The following is a 20071-nucleotide window of genomic DNA, read 5'->3' as shown; positions in this document are numbered from 1 at the left end:
CTCACCGGCCTAGAACAGTGTTCTAGGGTGGTGAGGTCTTCTTCGTGGGTCGTGTTCTGAGTTGTTGGTAGGGCCAGCCCGGCTGGGCAGGCCGCACCACGGCGATTCACATAAGTACTTAAACCTTCAGCTGCTTTGAGCTATCTTTCTTCAACCCCACGGCGTTAGTTTTAGGGTTTACACATCTTCACTAGATCTTCACCTAGAGCTGTGGCGTCGCCATGAAATTGCTATTACCTTGGCAACCGTTGATTAACGCTGCCAACGACGTAAACGTCCGGGAGTGCCCCTCACAAAATCAAGGATTCGAACCATGCTCACCGCTATCGTCGTAGCCGAAATTGCATTTTGGGTCTGCCTGTTCCTAGGGTTCGCCATTCGGTACGGTCTAAAACTTCCCAAGCTCGGGATCGCGTTCCTCATCGCAACGCCGTTGATTGACCTAGTACTTCTAGGTTTTTCTTACGTATCTCTCCGCGAGACAGGTCAAGCACAATTTATGCATGGCTTCGCCGCGTTCTACATTGCATTTTCTATCGTATTCGGGCGTGACATCATCAACGCGATGGACCGTCGGTTCTCGCGCACATCATCAGGAAAAGTCTCCGAAAGTGACAGTCGTGAGAATTTGAAAAAATGTGTCATCGCATGCGCCATCACTACCGTCCTTCTTCTATCCGGAATGGTAGTCGCCGGACTCGATGGAAGCTTTTGGCTCGTTTACTGGATTATTGTCGTGGTCTTTATGCCCATCATGTGGTGGGGATTCGACCGATTCCTGCAGCGACGCAAGGGTGCGAAGAGCAACTAGCATCTCGACGACAAGCCTTAAGAATTACGCCATTCCCGAATGCTTTCATGGTCGGAGCCATTCAAGTTGGCAGAGATATTCACAGTTATCCCCTAAATAATTGTGCCCGATTTAACAGGGAAACAATATGGACGTACTATTAGTTGCTGGGCACAGGTATCGCGAAAGGTTCGCGTAACCATTCATTTGGAGAAAGAGTGCAATGACTAACCAATCCACTCGGGTGGAGCCGACCGTGGCATACGAGCCACGACAGCTCGAACCCTTCGAATTCAGTGAGGAGACCATCGCTAAGTGGTCTCCTCTACTTGTGAAGCTGACGTGGGCTGCCATCATTATTGGCACCATCGTCGGCATGATCTTCTTCTGGGTCGTCGGCGACGTATTCGGCCAGGACGTGGGCACCCTCGTGTGGGTGTTGACCATGGGCCTTGCCACCGCGTTGATGTTCCTTCGCCAACTGATGCTGGCGGAAAGGGAGTAACACAACCATGTTGATGCAAGGCATTACTTACAACACCACTATGGGCCTGATCGTGGGCATTATCATGATCCTGGTTCCCATCTTCATGCAGTCCGCTGCGACCCGCACCGGTCGTTCCATCTCCGGTTTTGGCTGGGCATTCGTCTTCCTCGGCGCATTCCTGGGCATTACCGGCATGCACATGACCCTGACGTGGCCGCTCGAGCAGATCGAGGGCGCGTTCTGCTGTGCCGTCGATAACGTCACCTTCGGTGAGCCAGCTGCGTTCTACGGCATCCTCACCTTCATCGCGGGTATCGCAATCATCCGCGCTGAGGAAAAAGCCGACCAGGGCCTGCGCGCGCTTGATCTCGTCGGCACGCTTCGTCCACTGCTGTACGTCGCTGCCGTTGGCGGCTTCGGCCTGATCCTGTTCGGCATCGCTGGCCTGCACTTCGGCCAGTGGCGCCCGCCAGCCATTGAACCGGTTGCCCGACTACTTGAAGGCCAGCTGATCGAACCGCTGATGGTGTTCTCCATGTACGTGGGCACCGGCGTGGTTGCGCTGCTGTCGCCTTTCGCGGTGACCAGCAAGAAGGTCAACCGCATCTTCACCGTGCTGATCTGGTTCTTCGGCATGATGTGGATCGTGCTTGGCCTGACACTGTTCTACGGCCACGTGGGCTTCTTCCCATACGCCTACAACCAGCCTGAGCAGTACCCGGACACGCTCGTGTTCCCGTGGGAGTAGGGTAACTGCGTTACCGATTTTCTAAGCCGGCTTGCGTTTGCGTTCGCAGGCCGGCTTTTACATATCCTGCCTGAAGAGCGCCCCTTGCCGACGAGCGACTTGGGGTTATCCGCGTGACCACCAGCAGTCACCATAAACCTAGAGAATTACTGTTCGATAGTTGATAGACCCGTTCCTGCCCTGTGATAGCTTGCGTGGATTATCCACATCGTCTGCTTTGAACTGGGAGCCACGTTTGAATTGATCCGAATTTGATTGCTGAAAAGTGATCCATAAAAACCGCGTTTCTACTCCCGACAGATCAATATCTACGCCATCAAAATGCCGCATCAACGACGCCATGTAATCAGCGACCGCACGACCGCCTTTAAGCTGAAGCACAACGTCTTTTGCGTGGCCACCCGTCGTTCCTAACTTAAGCTCGATAAACGTTAGGAGATGATTAATGGGATCAACTAACAGATAATCGCACCGCCGACCATAGGGCTTTCCCCCTTCGGTTTGAACGAAGGCCCTGTTTAAATCAAACGAATCCAGCTTCACCGCAATCAAGGACTCTGGTACGTCGGTAAACCGGACGAAACGTTCCCCCTTTTTGTCATCCATTTCGCTTAAGCGAATGCGGTACTGCTCTGGGGATCTGGGGATCGGTCTGAAGCCTCCGCCAATACCACATCAACCGGCTGGATCACCTCGACTATGCGCTTAGCGAAGCGCTCGACTTTAGCCACCCCACACGACCTCATCGAAAAGCCTATTTTGACGAGCAATAGTCCCGTCAAAGAAAGGAGTGTGAATGCCTTTGAGGGGCGAGACCTCAGCTGCTTTCAGAGATGAAACACCATTCTGCAATTCCGTATACCCCACTCGAATGTCGTCGGGGTTTAAACTAGCTGCGCCCTGGTACTCCTCAGGCCATTCCTCCTTCGAATTCAGCACAGTAAGAATAGACAACTCTCGAAGGAGATAGTCACTGTGAGTAGTCAAGAAAACACTTACTTCAGCGTCTACCAAGTGAGCAAGCAACCGGGCCATGAGAACTTGGTTATCAGGGTGGAGGTTTAGTTCGGGTTCATCAATCACAATCCACGCTCCAGGTTGCGCGTGCCAGGTGACAAACTCGGCTAGCTCAAAAAGAGACCTAGCTGTACTCGAAGTGGACGACATCGGTAGGTGTACATCACTGTCCTTAGGCGCAAAAGTATAACTGCCGTCCTCGAAATGGAATTGCCCACCGGACATGAGATGAATCAAGTCGATCATTTTTCCTGCTTCAGGCACTGGTTTCATAAAAGCACGGTGGTTCTTATCTTGTAAGCGTCGGAATTGATCGAGATTATCCTCCACAGCTGACGGCCAAGGAGTGGTTGAAAGCTCGGCAGCGCTACCACCGTTGGTGACTCGGAACTTCTCCACCATTTCAGAGCGACCGTAATCAATGTCCGACTGAAACGTGTACAACCCAACCCGCTCAGAGGTCAGGACGTACGGCATCTGCGACGGCCACGGCGCGAGAAGACCAAGAAATTGCTGCACACGCCCGCACATGTACTCCTCCGCCTCCGCCGAACCGTCATTTCCGGGCTGTTCTGTATCCAGACGATTAGATTGTTTCGTCAGAGTGATGTCCGGATCATCCGCATCGTTGGTCTGGAGGTTCAGGCTGAAGTTACCGAAATTAATCCCCGGGATATACGGTCCACTCCTTATCCGTTGAAGAGCGATCCCGAGAAGCTCCCCTTCTTCAGGCACAAGCCTGATTGACTCTCCGCTAATTCCACGATACATGCCCCGTAGGCCAGCCTCGAGAGCTGCTTTAAATGAAAGATCGAAAAAATCAGCAAGCTCAGAAAGCTTGACTGACGACCTACCCACTGCTGAAAGTTCTTCTGTCATCGCCTGAGTGACAGAATCATCAACGGGGGAGATAAAACTAACGCTGTTAGGCCAAGCTGTTGCTTTCAGCGCTGCATACACAGCATGAGCAAGATAGGTTTTGCCGGAACTGTTCGGCCCGGCAAGAACATTCAGTTTCCGCAAATCCCAGGAAGCCCGTTTTACCGGCCCCAGATTTTCCACGTGTATGCGCATGAGCTCAGATTAACACTGCCAAACCCCACTTCAGCGGATACAGCCATATCCAGCGGTTATACGCTTGACTGTCGAAAACATTTAAGATCGCGCGTAGTCCTTTCAGTTACTCCGCATATTTTTGCAGCGAAAGTAAATTGCAATCCCATCAAACACGCAGGTCATTTACATGTTGAGCGATTACGCATAGACAGTAGGACGCGACCGATTCCTGACATTGTCGACGGCTTGCACCTTGTCTGGTCGGTGACTACAGTCTCCAACAAGATAACAATTTGATTACGAGATTTACACTCTTATCATTTTTTAAGTAAAGTCTTAATTCGATCCCTGTGGGACCGCGTGACACTTTGAGAAGAACCCCGAAGAGAGAAGGCTCCATGCGTCTGAACACTCGACCTACCGCCGGAGGCAAGCACCGCAAGGTTACCCCCTCCCGCACTAAGGGTCGCGTCGCACTTGTTGCTGCAGTCGCATCCACGGTGTCGTCGGCCGGCATTGGCGCCGCTGCCGCTGCCACGCTGAACGAGAAGGCAGACACTGACGTTGACTTGGTCAACGACACAGAAGATACTGCGGTAGACGCGACCGGCGAAGAAACCACGCCTCAGATCCTGACGATTAGCGAGTACAAGCCGGCACACGATCTGGACGGCCAGCTTGGCAAGGCTGTGGATTACACCAATCAACGCGCCGCTGAGGCTCAGGCAGAGGCGGATCGTCTTGCTGCAGAGGCGGCTGCCGCCGAGCAGGCCGCGGCTGCGGAAGCTGAGAAGGCCCGCTTGGAAGCAGCCGGAATCATGACTGATTTCATCACCGGCGCCGCTGTTGTCAAGCCTGCTCAAGGCGTGTTCACCTCAGGCTTTGGTCCACGCTGGGGAACGATGCACTCTGGCGTCGACATCGCGAATGCGGTGGGCACCCCGATCTTGGCGGCCATGGCCGGCACGGTCATCGATTCGGGCCCAGCGCAGGGCTACGGCCAGTGGATCCGCATTCAGCACGACGACGGCTCGATGACTATTTATGGCCACATGGAGACGCTGAACGTTTCCGCCGGTCAGCGCGTTGCAGCGGGTCAGCAGATCGCGGGTATGGGTAACCGTGGTTTTTCCACCGGTTCCCACCTGCACTTTGAGTACCACCCGTCGGGCAACGGTGCGGTGGACCCAGTGCCGTGGTTCGCGGCCAACGGCATCAGCCTCTAGGCCCTACTCGCCAGTCAGCGAGTTTACGAGCTGACTGCCTGCGAGTTGACTGACTGCGTGCGCCGCGCGTACCAACCCCAGGTGTGAGAACGCCTGGGGATAATTTCCTGCCAGGCGGCCGTGTTCGGGGGAGTATTCTTCGGCAAACAGGCCAAGGGGGCTGCCTACTGCGAGGACGCGGTCCATTTTCTCCACGGCGTCCTCTACCCTGCCCGATTTGGCGTACTGTTCGATTAGCCAGAAAGAGCACATCAGGAAGGGGTATTCAGAGCCTTCCAAGCCATCCGAGCCGGTGCCGGTGACGTAGCGATGAAGGAACCCGGCGTCGTCGATAAGCTCCTGCTCAATGCGCTCAACGGTGCCCAACATTTTCGGGTCGGTGTAGTCCACGAATCCGATCTGGGCTAGCTGCAGCAGGGAGGCATCGACCTCGGTGTTGTCGTAGCGCTGGGTGAAGAATCCAAGTTCTTCGTTATAGCCACGGGTCATGACTTCGTCGCAAAGCTTGTCGCGTAGCTCGCGCCACCGGTCAACAGGCCCGTCGAATCCATGCTCTTCCACGGCCTTGATGCCGCGGTCGAAGGCGGCCCACATCATGGCGCGGCCGTGGGTGAACATGCCTGGTTCGCTGCGCATTTCCCAGATGCCGTAGTCGGGTGTGTCGAAGTTGTCCTCCTGGTACTCCAGGAGTGCTTTTTGCAGCTTCCAGGTGAATTCGTCTTCTTCGATGCCGGCGTCGCGCAGCATTTCCAGCGCGATCATCACTTCACCCACCACGTCGGCTTGGTACTGTTCAGACGCGCCGTTGCCGATGCGAACCGGCCGAGAGTCCTCGTAGCCGCTGAGGTGGCCCAGCTCAAGCTCCGGCAGGTGCCTTTCGCCGCGCAGCCCGTACATGATGCGCAGCTGGCTGGTATCGCCGGCGATGGCGCGCAGCAGCCAGTCGCGCCACTCCCCTGCGCGGTCGTGGAAACCGGATTGGACCAGCACCTCGATGGTCAGGGCGGAATCGCGCAGCCACACGTAGCGGTAGTCCCAGTTGCGCTCGCCGCCGAACTCTTCGGGCAAGGAGGTGGTGGGGGCTGCGACGATGCCGCCGGTCACCGAGTCCGTCAGCGCGCGCAGCACAAGCAGGGAGCGGCGCACGTCGTCGGAATACTTGCCCACCGTCTCAAGCCCGCCGATCCAGTCCTGCCAGAACTTCGTGGTGGATTCCAGCGCCTGGGAGTAGTCGGGGGATTCCGGCTTGTCCTCATAGGACGGCGCCCACAGCATCACCCACTGCAGGGTCTCGCCTTCGCTCAGGTGGAAGCTGTTGACGTGGTGCCCGTGTTCCTCATCGTGTTCCAGGCGCGGCCCGCGGATATATACGGCGTCGGGGCCTGCAACGGCCAGCATTTCCTCTACCCCGTCGCCGTCCACGTCCGCGTAACGCACGAAGGGCACGGCCTGGCCGTAGTGGAAGCGCGTCCTAATGGCCACGTTCACGTCCACTTCGCCGGAGAGGCATTCGACGCGCCGCAGCAGGTCAGCGTTCTGGAAGAAGACCCCGCCGGTGCCTACCGGCATGAAGTCGGTGACCCGGGCGGTTCCGGTGTCCGATTCCCACGTGGTTTCCAGGATGAAGGTATCTTCGCGGTAGGCCCAGTCGGTGACTTTCCCGCCGGAGACCGTGATGGTCCAGTGCCCGTTATCGGTATCGCCGAGTAATCGGGCGAACATGGCCTGCGAGTCGAAGCGTGGCATACATAACCAGTCGACTGAGCCGCCCCGGCTGACCAGGGCTGCGGTGTTGGTGTCGGACAAGAGCGCGTACTGTTCCAGCGGAGTTGAAGCCATGTCACCCACTTTAGGGAAATTTGGCCTTTCGCACGCAGTAATCGATTCCTGCCTACGGTTGGTGCTATGAACACTACTTTTTGCATCTTGGGTGGCGCGGGCGATTTGGCCGGCCGCCTTCTAATCCCCGGAATTGCCCAGTACCTCGAACAATATGATCACGATGGCGTCCGCCTTCTCGGCGTAGGCAGGGAGGACGTTGACTATCCTGCGTTCGTAGGCGAGTCGTTAAGCACGGCAGGGACCGCGCTTAACGACGATCGCCTGATTGACTCGGCTTCTTTCATTGCAGGCGATGCCACGGATCCCGCAACGCTGAACACAATCGTTTCTGCCGCCGCCGATACCCGCCTGGTCCTCTATTTCGCCCTGGCACCCGCGGTGATCAAGGAAGCAGTCGACGCACTTGCCGATGTCGATCTGCCCAAGGACACCATCTTGGCCATCGAGAAACCTTTTGGCACCAGCGCTTCCGAAGCCGATGATCTCGACGCCGCCCTAGCCGACTTGCTGCCCGAGGACCAGATCGTGCGCATCGACCACTTCCTCCACGAAACCCCGGTGATTAATCTGGTCGGGTTGCTGCGCACCACAGCACTGATTGCGAACAGCTGGAATAGTCAATCGATCGAGTCGATCACGGTGCTTTTCGACGAGGACCTCACCCTAGAGGGGCGCGCCGATTTCTACGAGTCCACCGGTGCGGCAGTAGATATGCTGCAGTCCCACCTTCTGCAGTCGTTGGCCCGCGTTCTGGCTGGTGGTGGCCCCGCCAATGAGATCCTGGACGCGATGGAGTTCGTGGATGGTTCCGCCCGCCGCGCCCGCTACACGGCAGGAGAGATCGACGGCGAACGCGTGCCCTCCTACGTGGACGAAGAAGGGGTGGACCCAGACAATGAAACTGAGACGCTGGCCCAGTTCCAGGTGCGCGTGAACACTGAGCAGTGGCGCGATACGATCTTTACGCTGCGTTCCGGCAAAGCCATCGGCAACCCGCGCCAGGAGTTCGAAATTACCTACCGCGACCTAGACTCCAACCCTGACCAGGACGCTGACCCGGCCCGCCTGATCGTGCCTTTCGAGGACGCCCTCGCCCTGGAGGTCCCCGTCCCGGACCACGGGCGCGCCGGCGAAACCACAAACGTGGTTCTAACCGCGGCGGCCGATTACTCCGAGCTGACCCCCTACGGTCGCGTCGCCCGCGGGATCCTAAACGAGGATGATTCTGTCGGCGTGGACAAGGGCGCCCCGCAGCGCGCCTGGCGTATCATGGAACCAGTCCTTGAGGCCTTTACTCAGGGCACCGCCCCCATGGAGGAATACCCGGCAGGCTCGCAGGGTCCGGACGGCTGGCTCTAACTAGCCGCAGCGCACGATCGGCTGCGGATCGTACACCGTGGTTTGTGTTTCGCGCGAGATCTCATTGCCGGCGAGGTCCCGGATGATGCGGGTGTCGCTCGTCGTAAAGCCCGGCGCGCCACCCGACGGGCTGCAGCCAGGTCCGGTCACCGTGCGCGGCTGGGGGCTGGTCTGTGCCCAGCGGCCGCCGTTGATGGATTCAACCTCGACGGTCTTTACGCCCATGAGGCGCACGGTCACGCTGCCGCCGCCGGCGGAGGTTTCGATGCGCACGGGGTGTTTGGAATCGTTGCGGAACGCCAGGTCGATGGCGCCCTCGTAGATGGTGGCCTCGCGGCCGGCTGGGTAGCGGGAGATGTAGTACGAGTGCGGGGTGTGGGTGATATCGGTCATGCCCGCGAAGTAGCTGGCGTTATACAAGGTGGTGGCGAACTGGGAGATGCCACCGCCCACGGCCTTACCCGCGCGACCATCGATGATGATGCCACTTTCCACAAATCCTTGGGCAGCGCCGCGGGGACCGGTGAAGCCGTTGAGTGAGAAAGTTTCGCCTGGTCCGACGACAACCCCGTTGACCATCTGTGCGGTCAGGGCGATGTTGTGGCCGGAGGCTTCGGAGTAGCCGGAGGTGGTGAACTCTCCGACGACTTCATCATAGGTCGCGGACTCTGCCATCTCGGTGGTGAAGGTCGCAGGCGCATCCTCATAGGTGGCGTCCCAGGCGCGGTCGGCCTCGCCGATGACGCGGTTGGAGAAGTCTGCCATTGTGTCTTCCCAGTCAATCTGCACACCGTCGGAGTGTGGGTTGACGGAGCCATCGGAGTTATAGGAGGCGTTGACCGTCTTCACCTCGGTGGGGGCCAGTTGTTCCTCGAAAATTGCTTGGGCTGCCTCTGTGTTCACCTCGGGCTCGATGCGGCCTTCCACGTTCGGGAAGGCCACGACTTCGCCGATGCGCTCCACGGAGATCTCAGCGGTGACATCGTCACGCCCGGTGAGGCTGAGCGGGCCGGAGGTGGCTTGAGCGGCTGGGCCTTTGGCCGCGGCCTCGAGCATCTCACTGTCGATGGCCGGCTGCACCTCAGCTGGTTCGACTTCCACGCCGTCGGGGTTGAGCCACCCGGTGGTCACGCGCTGATGCAGTTCCTCGCGGTCGACGGTTTGGCCAAGGACGGGGTCCTCGATCTCCACGTTGCCCCCGTTGATGTGCAGCGCGCCGTCGACGGGTTCAGCGTTGAGGTCCTGCTCCACGCGGTCTAGTTCGGGGGTCAGCGCGGCCTCATCGACGGTGGGTACAACGTCTACTTCCTTGGTGACGAAGAGCCCGCGCAGGCGCGTGAAGGGGTTCTTCGATTCCTCGCCCGCCTGCGCCACGGTGGCATCCCAGTCAATGTCCAACCCGGCGGCGGCGGGGATGATTTCGGAGCTCAGCTCTGCTGCGCGCACGGTCACAGGGGCATTGGCTTCGTCGCCAAGTTCCTGCTCGAGGGTGCTCACGGCTTCCTCGTGGCTCATGCCGCCGATGTCTACGCCGCCGACAGCAGTGCCACGCGGCACGTTGTCTTGGTTCATCACCAGGTCGGCCACGTAGAGGGCCCCGAGCACGGCAAGCAGGCCGACGATCACTCCAATGGTGATTTTGCCGGCCCGGTTTTTCGAAGCTGATGAACTAGTTGCACTCACAAATACTAGGTTAACGCGCTGATGCGCTCGACTGCTAGCCGGGGCAGACTTTATTGCCCCGTGTCAATATATTGTTGCTGCACGCGGACGGCCGCCTCGTCGATACGCGACATGGGGACCTCCCCGCTATCCACTGCCGCGACAAGTCCCCCAATGGCTTCTCCTATGTTGTCCCCGGAGGACCATAAGGCTTGGTCGGCGCCCGCTGCGATAGTGGCCACGACGGCTTCGGCGGTGCTCATGCGCGAGGTGATAGCCACCATGCCGGATAAATCGTCGGTGACGGCAACGCCGTTGAAGGGCACCCCTCCGGGGTAGTTGCCGCTGCGCAGAAGCTCATAGGCGGCGGGGTTGATGGTGGCGGGCGTCTGGTCATCACCGAGCCCCGGCACGATCATGTGCCCCATCATGACGGAGGCCTGGGGCACGGCGGGAATGGCCTGGGTATAGGGCTTCAGGTCCACATCCATCAGTGCGTCCAGGGGCGGGGTTACCGCTGTATCCAGGTGGGTATCGGCGCTGGCTTGGCCGTGGCCGGGGAAGTGTTTGAAGGTGGGGGTCACGCCGGCGTCGATCAGCCCCTGGGCGAAAGCGATTCCATAGTCGGCGGCGATCTGCGGGTCGTGGGAGAAGGAGCGGTCGCCGACGATCTCCAGGCCGGCGATGTCGACGTCGAGAAGCGGCGCATAATCCACCGTGACCCCCTGCGCGCGCAGGCGGGTGCCGATGTCATAGGCCATGCCACGGACCTCCGGCGGGGTCATCTGCGCCATGACGCGCGGCGGCGGAAATTCGCCGAAGACGTTGGTGTGGCGTTGCACACGCCCGCCTTCAAAGTCGATGGCCACGGTGAACGGCCGGTCGGCGATCTCCCGCAGCGCATGAATATTACGGCCTTCTTCAGTAAAGATTGCGGGGTCTGCCCAGCTGGGGATGATCACCCCGCCCACCCCAAGGTTCAGGGCGCGCAGCGCGGAATCGAAATCGGTCACCCCGACCACCAGCAGACTGGCGGCCTTCGCGTGCAGGTCCTTCGGCACGCGCGCACGAGGGTCAGCCGGTTCTGGCGGGGGCGGCGGCGTGGTGGGGCTAGAGCTTGAGCTGGGGCTTGAGCTGGTGCTTGACGACGATTCCAGCGTGGTCACCGGGGTGGGCTCCTCCACTGGGGGCTGCTCGGTGCCACAACCCACTAGGCCAACCAGGCTGGCTACGAGCACGGCGGCGACGGTACCTCTGGCAGCGTGGCGATGTCGCACGACTGGCTCCTCTCCGGTGTCGGTGTCACTAGGTAACTGAGTCACTAAAGCACCCAGCCTAGTGGTTTCTGCGACAGAAAAGTTAGTGGAGGTTATGATCGAGGACCATGAACAGCTCTTCTGCACCAGCACGTCGCATGCTCATCGCCTATGACGGCACCAGCATCGCTGCTCACGCGCTGCGCCAGGCCGCCGCGCTGCTCAACGCCAATGCTGTCGAGATCATCACCGCGTGGGAGCCGATGACGCGCACGAATGCGCGGGCCGCCTCCATGACGGGTTCCCACCAGCCGGCGTATACGGGCGAGGACGACACCGCCTATGAGCACGCCCGCAACGTCTGTGAGGAAGGCATCGAACTGGCCGAGTCCCTGGGGTTGAGCGTGCAGGCACACATCGTGGAGCACACGGGCAATATTGCCCAGGCCATCGTGGATGCTGCTGATGAGTTGGGCGTGGATGTGATCGTGTCTGGCACCCGCGGGATTTCGGGTGTGAAAAGCTGGTTCTCCAACTCGACCGCTTCCAACGTGTTGCAGGTGGCCAACTGCCCTGTTTTTGTGGTGCCGTCTTCCTCCGATGAGGATTAATCACCTGCTAGGGTGGGGTGCATGAGTACTTCCACCGCTTCTCTTCCGCGTCGCACCGCCGGCCCCGTGATCGCCAGCGCCGTGGTTGGCGTTGCGCTTGGCGTGGTGGGTGTGTTGGGTATCGCTAGTTTCTCGGGCCAGTCCACGGTTCCGGAGGGCAATGCCGTTCCGGCGGATCAGGCTGTGCTTGGCGGGCCGGAATACGGTTCGCGCTCCTAGCTTCCTATGCCGCACGTTGTTGGCTGGGTCTTGCTGACCGTCCTGGCTTTTTTGCAGGATCCTGGCCGTACCGCCGCCGACACCAAGCTTGACCTCGCCTTGGATCCGGCGGGTTTTCTGGCGGGAGCGACCAGCGCCTATACCGACGAGTTCACTCTAGGCCAGATCCAGAACCAAGCCTACGGCTACCTCTTCCCGCAGGGGCTGTTCTTCCTGCTCACCGACCCGCTTCCCGATTGGGTCGCCCAACGCCTGTGGTGGGCCATCGTCATGGGGGTGGCGTATTCCGGCACGCTCATCCTGGCCCGCCGCATTGGCCTGCAGGGTCGCGTATCGACGATCACCCCTGCCGTACTCTATGCCTTAAGCCCGCGGATCCTGACCACCCTGACGGCGATCTCTTCCGAGGCCTGGCCAGTCGCGCTAGTGCCGTGGACGCTTATCCCTCTAATCCGTGCCCTCACAAGTTCGGGTGTTCGAGCTTGCGAGAACACCCGCAGGTGCGCCGCCGCCGTCATCCCCGTGGCGTTGATGGGCGCGGTCAACGCCACCGCCACGTTGATGGCATGCATCCCTGCGGGGTTGCTGCTGGTGTACCGCCGCCAGTGGCGCGCCCTTGCGATCTGGCTGGCCGGCTGTGCCGCGGTGTCCGCGTGGTGGATTGGTCCGCTGCTGGTGCTGGGGCGCTACTCGCCCCCGTTCACGGACTTCATCGAGTCCTCCTTCACCACCACCTACTGGCTGAATTTCGCCGAGATCCTGCGCGGCACCACCAGCTGGGCACCGTTTGTCGACACCGAGCGCACCGCCGGCTACCTGCTCATTTCAGAACCGATGTTCGTGCTGGCCACGATGGCGGTGGCGGCCGTGGGCCTGGCTGGTTTGTCAGCCCGCCACATGCCTTGGCGCGGCTACCTAGTCACGCTTTTCGCTCTCGGCGTGCTGCTGCTTGGCTTGGGCCAGGGTCCATTAGGCGGTTGGTGGCAGTCGCTTCTCGACGACCCTCTGGCCCCTTTCCGCAACGTCCACAAGCTGGACCCGCTGGTGCGCCTGCCCCTGGTCCTCGGGGTGGGGTATGTGCTGTCCCATGCCCGCCAGCTGCGGGTGAAGGGCCCGGCGCTGACAGCGGTTGGGTTGATCGTCGTGGCTGCCACCGCGCCGGCGTGGTCGGGTCGGCTCGCCCACCAGGGCACGTGGGAGGAAGTACCACAGTACTGGTATGAGGCGGCTTCCTTCGTCGATAAGCATGCCCCGAATACGCGCACGCTTGTGCTGCCTTCGGCGTCTTTTGCCCGGCAGGACTGGGGGTGGACGCGCGATGAGCCGATCCAGGCGCTGTCGGATACTCCTTTTGCGGTGCGCGATGCGATCCCGCTTGTGGATCCGGAGGCGATCCGCGGGCTCGACGGTGTGCGGACCGCCATCGACCAGGATCCGGAGCGTGCCGACGAGGCCCTGCGCGCGATGGGGATCGGGGCGGTGCTGGTGCGCCATGACCTGGATTCGAGCCAAGAACGCGAGGCGGAACTGGAGCTGCCCGGCACCCCGCACACTTTCGGCGAGGTCGACGTGTACCTGCTCGAGGCCGACCGCGACATGATGATCACCGACGATGCCCCCGTGACCGTGGCCGGCGGGGGCGAATCCTTGGCGCTGCTGGACAGCATTTACGGGTACAGCCCGCGCACGCTTGTCGACGAGGGCGCCCAGATTGTCACTGATACTCCAGCGTTGGCGGTGCGGAACTATGGCACCCTCGACGGGGCGGTGTCTGCCCACCTGCGTGACCTTGGGGAAGGCCAGGATATCCGCAACCGGGTGCCCGACTATCCCTCTGCGGGCCCGCGGGTGGGGGTGACGGAAACGGGTGGCAGTGCGAGCGCGTCCTCCTCTGCTGCCGATGCTTCCTCCTTCGGTGGGGCGGATGCCTCCAAGTCGCTCACCGCAGCTTTCGATGGCACCACGCGCACCGCCTGGTGGCCGCAGTTGGGCGATGAGGGCTGGATCGAATCAACAGTCGCCGAGGGCGAGGTGACCATCACCTCCACCACGACCACCACCCTGCGCGTGATCAGCGGAGACTTTGACCGCGAGATCTCCGTCTCCGGCTTCTCCCCGCGCACCGTGAGCGTGCCGGGCGATACGGTACGCATCGAGCTGACCGAGCCGGTGGGGATCGCGGAGCTGGACACGGGAGTGGAGCGCCTAGTCACCGTGCCCGATACCTCCCCGGATGCGCAGGTCTTCCTCTTCCAGCGACTCATGCCGGAGACCTCCACGCTGCAGCGCGGCTTCACCACCCACCAGGCCGATACGTGGCAGCTGTCTGGGCCCGCCACCATCGACGGCACCGACTACCGGGCCGGGCCCGTCGAGCTGGATGCCGGGTTCCACACCCTCACCTCCCGCGAAGAGGTACTCACACTGGAGCGCGGGGATCCGCCGACGGCCGCGTGGCAGCCCTTCGACACCACGGTCACCGCTTCCGACCAGCCGCAACGCATCCTGACCACCCGCAGCTTCAACGAAGGTCTGCGCGCGCACGTCGGCGGGCAGGAACTCCACCCCGAACGCATCGACGCAGGGCTCACCTCCTTCGTCGTTCCTGCCGGGGTGGAAGGAGAGGTCACTTTCAGCTTCGCCGGCCAATCCGCCTACCGCCTCAGCCTGATCGCGGGCGGCCTGCTGGGCATCGTGACGCTTGTGGTCTGCACAGTCGCCACCCGACGCATCACGCCGGCACCGGCCTGGGCGCCCACCGGGGAAGCTCCACGCCTCTTGCCTGTGGCCGCCGCCGTGCTGGTCGGGGGCCTGCCCGGCGCGATCGGCGCGCTGCTCGCGTGGGCGATTGTCCGCTTCACTGCGATTCCGCGCTGGGTGCTCGCCGGCGGCGCGGCAGCCATGATGGGTCTGTGGCTGGCACGCGCGCCGTGGCCGAGTACTGGCTACGCCGGGGATTCGACCGCAGTGGCCGTTGCTGGCGCGGTAGTCCTAGTTGCCCTAGTGGCGCGCACCAAGCGGGCACCGGGGACTTCCACCAGCTCAAAGGAGATATAGGACACGGCGATACTGATCGCCACGGTGGCCGCCAATACGGGGAAGAAGCCGCCGCTGAACACCGGGATGCCCAACAGTGGAAAGACCACGGCGAGCACCGCGACGTGCCACAGGAAAATGGAATAGGACCACCGTCCCAGCGCTTGCATCACCGGGCTGGCCAACACCCCGTTCTCTGTGGGCGCCAACGCATAGGGCACCAGCACCAGCGCGCAGAACAGTGTGCCCAACATCACACGCACATTGAACTCGGCGGGGCTGGGGTGCTCCAGGCCCATCGGTCCCACGGCCTCGAGGCCGGCGAACCACGCTACCACCAGCGCGAGAACCCAGTACACCCACCGCGGGCGCAGCAAGCGTTGGACCCTCGTCGATACGCGTGGTTCTACTTCCGCGCAGATCAACCCCACCGCGAACCAGGGCACATACGAGATCGGCCAGATCTGCAGGTTCACGCCCCACGCGTCGATGGAGTCGCGCACGAAAGGCAGCCACGGCCAGGCCAGCGCCAGACACGTGCCGACGATTAATGCTGTGGCTCGCCCCCGCCGACCCAACGCGAGGTAGGCGGGAAGTACCAGGTAGAAGGCCACTTCCACGCACAGCGACCAGAGTTGGGTCAGCCCGGGGATAAGTCCGTCCGGCACGTAGATCTGGATCATCAAGAGGTTGGCCACTGCCTGGCCCCAGGTGACGTCGGCAAGTTCTGGGAGAGCGAGCAGCACCACCGCAACACACACCAGGTAGGCTGGGGTGATACGTGCGACACGTTTGGTGAAGTAGTACTGCGGGCCCCTGCGCCCCCGCGCCAGCAGAAATGCAGACAGGGCGAAAAAGACCGAGACGAAGTAGTCGAATCGGGCGAACAGGGCTGAGTCGGTGCCGGTTTGGAACGCGACGTGCGTGACGACGATGCCCAGCGCCGCCACAGCCCGCAGGCCTGCAAGCTCTGGGAGGTGTCGGCGCTTCGATTTTGTATATGCACCTGTCATAATGAGTCCTTGACAAGCTTAGTGGAAAGGTCTGACACGACGATGGCTGATTTTAACCAAGCACGCAACAAGCGAGGAATCACCATTGCTGCCGTTGTCGTGGTCGTCGGGATCCTCATTGGCAACGTTATGCCGCCCATCGCCGTATTCCTGATGAAGCTGCTGCCCAACGGCGCGCAGACAGACGCCCGCTTCGTCTCCGAAGATGCGATGGTGCTCAACCTCTGGTCCCTGGTGGAACCGGGTAAGAACCCCGCCGAGTATTCCAGCGCAAATTGCGTTGATCTCCCCACTCCGGGGTGTAGCCACCTCGAGGGCTCGGCCGAGCTCACCCAAGCTATCACCACTGCGTCTACAGATAAGTTCATGGAGACGAATGTGGATTCGCTGATGCGCGTCATCATCGGCGGCTGGCCCTACGCCGAGGTGGAGGACCACCACCGTCTGAATCGTGACTCCGGCTACCCCGTCACCGAGCCTGTGGCGACGAAACTTTTCACCATCCCTCCGATGAAATCCGGCGTGGAGGTGCCACCGCACACGCTGGAGGGGCTGCAATATTTCTTCCCGTTTGAAACGGAGCGCCGTTCCTACCTGTACGCCGACCCAATTGTGTGGGATGTTGTGCCGCTCGATTATGTTGATCCGGTTGAGATCAACGGGGTGCGCGCCTATGAGTTTCACGCGGAGGTGCCCCCGAGTAGCTTGATTGAGGCAATCCTGGGTGCCCACTCAGACTCAGTCAGCGATGAGGATCTGGAAGCGATTGCTCGCTTGAGCCCGGCCGAACAATTTCAGCTGGCGCTGGGCCTCGACAACGCCACGGTGGAAGGTTTGAAGGCCGTCACCGAGGGGCCAGCCGAGCAGTTCTTCTCCCCCGAAGAGATGGAGCGCTTCCAATACGCCGAGGGCCAGCAGGTACGTCTGCAGCCTTTCTACGAGGCCACTCGCACATTTTTCGTGGAGCCGAAGACGGGCACCGTGTTGGACCATCACGCGGAGGTGGACATTTTCTTCGCGGAGAACAATCTGCAGGCCCGCACTATGGCAGAGGATGACCTGCGCAACCCGATTCGCACCGTGTTCAGCGCTGACTTCACTTTCGACGAGGCGACGCAGCAAGCCCAGCTTGATGTGGCCACCCCGAAGATGGCGCGCATCCGCGCTCTGCAGGCGGTCTCGCTGGTAGCGAACGTGACGACGATCGCCGCCCTCGTAGTGTTGGCGTGGTTGTTAGTGCGTCGGCGCCGCCACCGTGCCACACTGAACATTGATGAAGCACAGGCCTAAGACCAGCACTAGCGGCACTCTAGGCACAGTTATCCTGTCCGCCTGGGCCACGTTGCTGGTGGGCGCGATGACGTGGGCCCTTTTCGCCGGCCCGGGCGAGTTCGCGATGCGCGACATGGTGGTGCTCGACCACCCTTTGCTCACCCACGCGTCCTTGGGCTTGGGCACGCTGCCAGGCCGCAACGCCCCGCAGGATACGGTACTGGCTATTGTCGGCCAGTTCATCCCCGCCACGTGGTTTGTGCGCGCGCTCATGGTCACTTCAGCTGCCGCCGGTGCTTTCGGCGCGGTTCGCCTTGCCTCGCTTTCCGACGATCCCCCTTCCCTACTGCGCAGCGCCGCCGCCATGACCATGTCCGTGGCGAACCCTTTTGTGGTGGAGCGCCTCTTACAGGGGCAGTGGTCGCTGGTGGTGGCTGCCTGGCTGTTGCCTGTGGTGGCCTGGTTGGGTCTTTCGTCCCGCACGGGGTGGCTCATCGTAGTGGTGTGGGTCTGCTCGTTGACGCCCACTGGTGCGCTGGCGGCCGTGGTGACAGCGTTAGCAACGCATCGCCGCTGGCAGGTGTTGGTAGCGGGCGTGCTGACGTGTGCGCCATGGGCCGTCACGGGCTTGCTTCATGCAGGTGGTGGGACCTCTTCGCGCGCCGCTGTGGAGGCTTTTGCCCCGCGCGCGGAGGAACACGTGGGCACACTCGGTGCCATCGTCGGCTTGGGCGGGATTTGGAACGCGGACGCGGTGCCGGGGTCTCGCAGCTCCGGCTTCGCGATCGCCGGGGTCCTGCTCTTCCTGCTCCTGCTGTGTGCCGCGCGCCGCGTGCCACGCCCCTTGCTGTGGTTAGCGGCTGCAGGTTTCGCCGTGGCGCTGACGGGATGGCTGGCCCCGCAGCTGCTGGGCTGGGTGGTGGAAACCATTCCCGGCGGCGGGCTGCTGCGCGATAGCCAGAAGTGGCTAATCCTGGCCATCCCCGCCTATGTTGCCGCCGCCGGGCTGCTGCCGCGCATACTCGCCGGCGCAGCCCTGGCGCTGTGCCTGCTGCAGACCCCCGACGCGCCCGCCGAGCTGTCAGTCCTGCGCCCCGTGGCCATCGAGATCCCCGAGGCTGAGACCACCGGCTTCGTCAAGTTCGTCGACCGCCCCACCCTCATCGCTCGCGGCGACGGGATCCCCGTGGTCGATCCCGCCACCAAGGCTTTCAACGTCATCGAATCGGGGGAGCTCACCGTGGATGGGGTGCTCGTCGATAAGCCTGCTGAATCCCCGATCGAACCCAACCTCATCGTCTACCCCGATGGCCACGTGGAGCGCACCGATGCCCCCGCGCCGCCGACCCCCTGGCTGGGCCTTGCACTGTTGGCCGTGTGGGCCGCTACTCCCCTGTTGGCTCTAAGCCTTCGACCAACTCGGCGAAGCGCGCGCCCGTAGTCTCCCAGGAGAACGTAGCCGCCCAGGCCCGCGCGTTCTCACCCAGCTCGTGGCGTCGCGCGGAGTCCTCGATCAGCTCGCGTGTGGCGGCAATTAGTTCGCCTCGCGTATCGACGAGCACCCCTGTCACCTCGTCGCGGATCGAATCGCGCAGGCCACCTGCATCACGGTAGCCCACCGACGGCACCCCGTGCTGGGCTGCTTCAATCACCGCCAGGCCCCAGCCCTCTTTCGCGCTGGGCATCAGGTGCACGGCCGCGCGCGCCAGCAGGGCGTGCTTATAGTCCTCGGTGACCTGCCCGTGGAAGACTACCTTGTCGCCGAGCGGTCGCGCATAGTCCCGCAGCTCTTCCTCCCACCAACCGGAACCGATCACGTCCAGCACCACGCCGTCCATCGTGGCCACGGCGTCCATGGCGTCTTCGATGTGCTTGTGCGGCACCAAACGGGACAGGGTGACAATGTGGGTCAGGCCGTCGTCGACAAGCACCGGCAACGTGTCCGGCACGGGGTCCACTCCATTTTCGATGATCGTGATGTCGCCCGCCCGCACGCCCAGCTCGATCAGGTCATTGGCGGAGGCCTCCGACACCGTCACGTACGGCGCACCACGATAGACGCGCGGGGCCAGCCGGGATTCCAAAAACCAGCCCAACTTCGCGATCACGGGGCCTGCCACCGGCCACTGATTGCGGTGGCAGTGATGGGTAAGAAGGATCGTCGGCACGTTGGTGAAAAGCCGGGCAAAAAACGGGATGCCATTTTGCGTATCGACGATCACGTCCGGCCGGTGTCGCCAGATCGCCCACAGGCCGGCCAGGTAGACGGTATATTTCCCGCCGCGGCGACGAAAAGTGATGCCTTCGCGCTGCGATTTGTGTGGCGCGTCCGTGTGGCTGGCGGAGTGGTAGATCACCTCATGTCCGCGCTGCGCAAGGTATGCGCCAACGCGCTCCAGGTAGCGTTCGGAACCGCCGCCCTGCGGGTGGGTGGTGTCGCGCCAGCACATCAACAAGATCTTCATCAGATCTTCGAT

The 20071-nt window shown here is 61.6% G+C and carries 17 protein-coding genes; 10 read left to right on the top strand and 7 right to left on the bottom strand.

Going from position 1 to position 20071, the window contains the following annotated elements:
• Positions 1-313 precede the first annotated feature (313 nt).
• The 3 genes from ACHFGA_RS03950 (at position 314) to ACHFGA_RS03940 (ending at position 2025) form a co-directional block, all read left to right on the top strand.
• Positions 314-811: a hypothetical protein gene (locus ACHFGA_RS03950; RefSeq protein WP_394281126.1), complete on the top strand. Its 498-nt coding sequence runs from the start codon at positions 314-316 to the stop codon at positions 809-811.
• 202 nt (positions 812-1013) lie between these two features.
• A complete protein-coding gene (locus tag ACHFGA_RS03945) occupies positions 1014-1295 on the top strand; it encodes a hypothetical protein (RefSeq protein ID WP_394281125.1) in 282 nt (93 codons plus the stop codon).
• A gap of 7 nt (positions 1296-1302) precedes the next feature.
• On the top strand, positions 1303-2025 hold the full coding sequence (locus tag ACHFGA_RS03940; RefSeq protein ID WP_394281124.1) for a DUF981 family protein: 723 nt from the start codon (positions 1303-1305) through the stop codon (positions 2023-2025).
• Between the two features lie 138 nt (positions 2026-2163).
• Here the strand turns inward: ACHFGA_RS03940 and ACHFGA_RS03935 are convergent, their stop codons facing one another.
• On the bottom strand, positions 2164-2631 hold the full coding sequence (locus ACHFGA_RS03935; protein ID WP_394281123.1) for a hypothetical protein: 468 nt from the start codon (positions 2629-2631) through the stop codon (positions 2164-2166).
• Positions 2632-2748: 117 nt separating this feature from the next.
• On the bottom strand, positions 2749-4116 hold the full coding sequence (locus tag ACHFGA_RS03930) for an AAA family ATPase (protein WP_394281122.1): 1368 nt from the start codon (positions 4114-4116) through the stop codon (positions 2749-2751).
• Positions 4117-4496: 380 nt separating this feature from the next.
• Here ACHFGA_RS03930 and ACHFGA_RS03925 point away from each other — a divergent pair, with 380 nt between their 5' ends.
• Complete coding sequence (locus tag ACHFGA_RS03925; protein WP_394281121.1) at positions 4497-5324, top strand: M23 family metallopeptidase; 828 nt, start codon at positions 4497-4499, stop codon at positions 5322-5324.
• Positions 5325-5327: 3 nt separating this feature from the next.
• Here ACHFGA_RS03925 and ACHFGA_RS03920 read toward each other — a convergent pair whose 3' ends face one another.
• Positions 5328-7163 (bottom strand): glycoside hydrolase family 15 protein, encoded by a 1836-nt coding sequence (locus tag ACHFGA_RS03920; protein WP_394281120.1) that lies wholly within the window; start codon positions 7161-7163, stop codon positions 5328-5330.
• 66 nt (positions 7164-7229) lie between these two features.
• Between ACHFGA_RS03920 and ACHFGA_RS03915 the strand changes: the two genes are divergently transcribed.
• A complete protein-coding gene (locus tag ACHFGA_RS03915; protein ID WP_394281119.1) occupies positions 7230-8525 on the top strand; it encodes a glucose-6-phosphate dehydrogenase in 1296 nt (431 codons plus the stop codon).
• Here the strand turns inward: ACHFGA_RS03915 and ACHFGA_RS03910 are convergent, their stop codons facing one another.
• Together ACHFGA_RS03910 and ACHFGA_RS03905 are read right to left on the bottom strand one after the other, a co-directional pair.
• On the bottom strand, positions 8526-10151 hold the full coding sequence (locus ACHFGA_RS03910) for a VanW family protein (RefSeq protein WP_394281171.1): 1626 nt from the start codon (positions 10149-10151) through the stop codon (positions 8526-8528).
• A gap of 107 nt (positions 10152-10258) precedes the next feature.
• On the bottom strand, positions 10259-11464 hold the full coding sequence (locus ACHFGA_RS03905) for a glycoside hydrolase family 3 N-terminal domain-containing protein (protein ID WP_394281118.1): 1206 nt from the start codon (positions 11462-11464) through the stop codon (positions 10259-10261).
• 107 nt (positions 11465-11571) lie between these two features.
• Here ACHFGA_RS03905 and ACHFGA_RS03900 point away from each other — a divergent pair, with 107 nt between their 5' ends.
• From ACHFGA_RS03900 to ACHFGA_RS03890, 3 genes are read left to right on the top strand one after another with little or no spacing between them, the layout of a single operon-like run.
• Positions 11572-12054 carry a universal stress protein gene (locus tag ACHFGA_RS03900; protein WP_394281117.1) on the top strand — a complete coding sequence of 161 codons (483 nt, stop codon included), beginning with the start codon at positions 11572-11574 and terminating at the stop codon, positions 12052-12054.
• Positions 12055-12075: 21 nt separating this feature from the next.
• Positions 12076-12273, top strand: a complete 198-nt coding sequence (locus tag ACHFGA_RS03895) for a DUF2613 domain-containing protein (protein WP_394281116.1) — start codon at positions 12076-12078, stop codon at positions 12271-12273.
• Between the two features lie 6 nt (positions 12274-12279).
• A complete protein-coding gene (locus ACHFGA_RS03890) occupies positions 12280-15330 on the top strand; it encodes an alpha-(1->3)-arabinofuranosyltransferase family protein (RefSeq protein WP_394281115.1) in 3051 nt (1016 codons plus the stop codon).
• Here the strand turns inward: ACHFGA_RS03890 and ACHFGA_RS03885 are convergent.
• Positions 15219-16322: an acyltransferase family protein gene (locus ACHFGA_RS03885; RefSeq protein WP_394281114.1), complete on the bottom strand. Its 1104-nt coding sequence runs from the start codon at positions 16320-16322 to the stop codon at positions 15219-15221. The two genes, ACHFGA_RS03890 and ACHFGA_RS03885, sit on opposite strands and share 112 nt — an antisense overlap.
• A 42-nt stretch (positions 16323-16364) precedes the next feature.
• Here ACHFGA_RS03885 and ACHFGA_RS03880 point away from each other — a divergent pair, with 42 nt between their 5' ends.
• Both ACHFGA_RS03880 and ACHFGA_RS03875 read left to right on the top strand, forming a co-directional pair.
• Entirely contained in the window at positions 16365-17612 is a 1248-nt protein-coding gene (locus ACHFGA_RS03880) for a porin PorA family protein (protein ID WP_394281113.1), read from the top strand.
• Positions 17596-19035 (top strand): hypothetical protein, encoded by a 1440-nt coding sequence (locus ACHFGA_RS03875; protein WP_394281112.1) that lies wholly within the window; start codon positions 17596-17598, stop codon positions 19033-19035. The genes ACHFGA_RS03880 and ACHFGA_RS03875 overlap by 17 nt, the downstream gene beginning before the upstream one ends.
• Here ACHFGA_RS03875 and ACHFGA_RS03870 read toward each other — a convergent pair.
• Entirely contained in the window at positions 18980-20059 is a 1080-nt protein-coding gene (locus ACHFGA_RS03870) for a glycosyltransferase family 4 protein (protein WP_394281111.1), read from the bottom strand. The two genes, ACHFGA_RS03875 and ACHFGA_RS03870, sit on opposite strands and share 56 nt — an antisense overlap.
• Between the last annotated feature and the right edge of the window lie 12 nt (positions 20060-20071).

Source organism: Corynebacterium sp. (assembly GCF_043426755.1).
Lineage (GTDB): Bacteria > Actinomycetota > Actinomycetes > Mycobacteriales > Mycobacteriaceae > Corynebacterium.
The sequence above is the reverse complement of the archived record's forward strand: the minus strand, read 5'-3'. Positions and strand labels throughout refer to the sequence as shown.

Excerpts from the sequence above, each read along its gene's own strand:
- ACHFGA_RS03885 (WP_394281114.1), bottom strand. The coding sequence starts at position 16,322 with ATGACAGGTGCATATACAAAATCGAAGCGCCGACACCTCCCAGAGCTT.
- ACHFGA_RS03880 (WP_394281113.1), top strand. The coding sequence starts at position 16,365 with ATGGCTGATTTTAACCAAGCACGCAACAAGCGAGGAATCACCATTGCT.
- ACHFGA_RS03890 (WP_394281115.1), top strand. The coding sequence starts at position 12,280 with ATGCCGCACGTTGTTGGCTGGGTCTTGCTGACCGTCCTGGCTTTTTTG.
- ACHFGA_RS03915 (WP_394281119.1), top strand. The coding sequence starts at position 7,230 with ATGAACACTACTTTTTGCATCTTGGGTGGCGCGGGCGATTTGGCCGGC.
- ACHFGA_RS03895 (WP_394281116.1), top strand. The coding sequence starts at position 12,076 with ATGAGTACTTCCACCGCTTCTCTTCCGCGTCGCACCGCCGGCCCCGTG.
- ACHFGA_RS03925 (WP_394281121.1), top strand. The coding sequence starts at position 4,497 with ATGCGTCTGAACACTCGACCTACCGCCGGAGGCAAGCACCGCAAGGTT.
- ACHFGA_RS03935 (WP_394281123.1), bottom strand. The coding sequence starts at position 2,631 with ATGGATGACAAAAAGGGGGAACGTTTCGTCCGGTTTACCGACGTACCA.
- ACHFGA_RS03900 (WP_394281117.1), top strand. The coding sequence starts at position 11,572 with ATGAACAGCTCTTCTGCACCAGCACGTCGCATGCTCATCGCCTATGAC.
- ACHFGA_RS03940 (WP_394281124.1), top strand. The coding sequence starts at position 1,303 with ATGTTGATGCAAGGCATTACTTACAACACCACTATGGGCCTGATCGTG.
- ACHFGA_RS03920 (WP_394281120.1), bottom strand. The coding sequence starts at position 7,163 with ATGGCTTCAACTCCGCTGGAACAGTACGCGCTCTTGTCCGACACCAAC.
- ACHFGA_RS03950 (WP_394281126.1), top strand. The coding sequence starts at position 314 with ATGCTCACCGCTATCGTCGTAGCCGAAATTGCATTTTGGGTCTGCCTG.
- ACHFGA_RS03875 (WP_394281112.1), top strand. The coding sequence starts at position 17,596 with ATGAAGCACAGGCCTAAGACCAGCACTAGCGGCACTCTAGGCACAGTT.
- ACHFGA_RS03870 (WP_394281111.1), bottom strand. The coding sequence starts at position 20,059 with ATGAAGATCTTGTTGATGTGCTGGCGCGACACCACCCACCCGCAGGGC.
- ACHFGA_RS03930 (WP_394281122.1), bottom strand. The coding sequence starts at position 4,116 with ATGCGCATACACGTGGAAAATCTGGGGCCGGTAAAACGGGCTTCCTGG.
- ACHFGA_RS03945 (WP_394281125.1), top strand. The coding sequence starts at position 1,014 with ATGACTAACCAATCCACTCGGGTGGAGCCGACCGTGGCATACGAGCCA.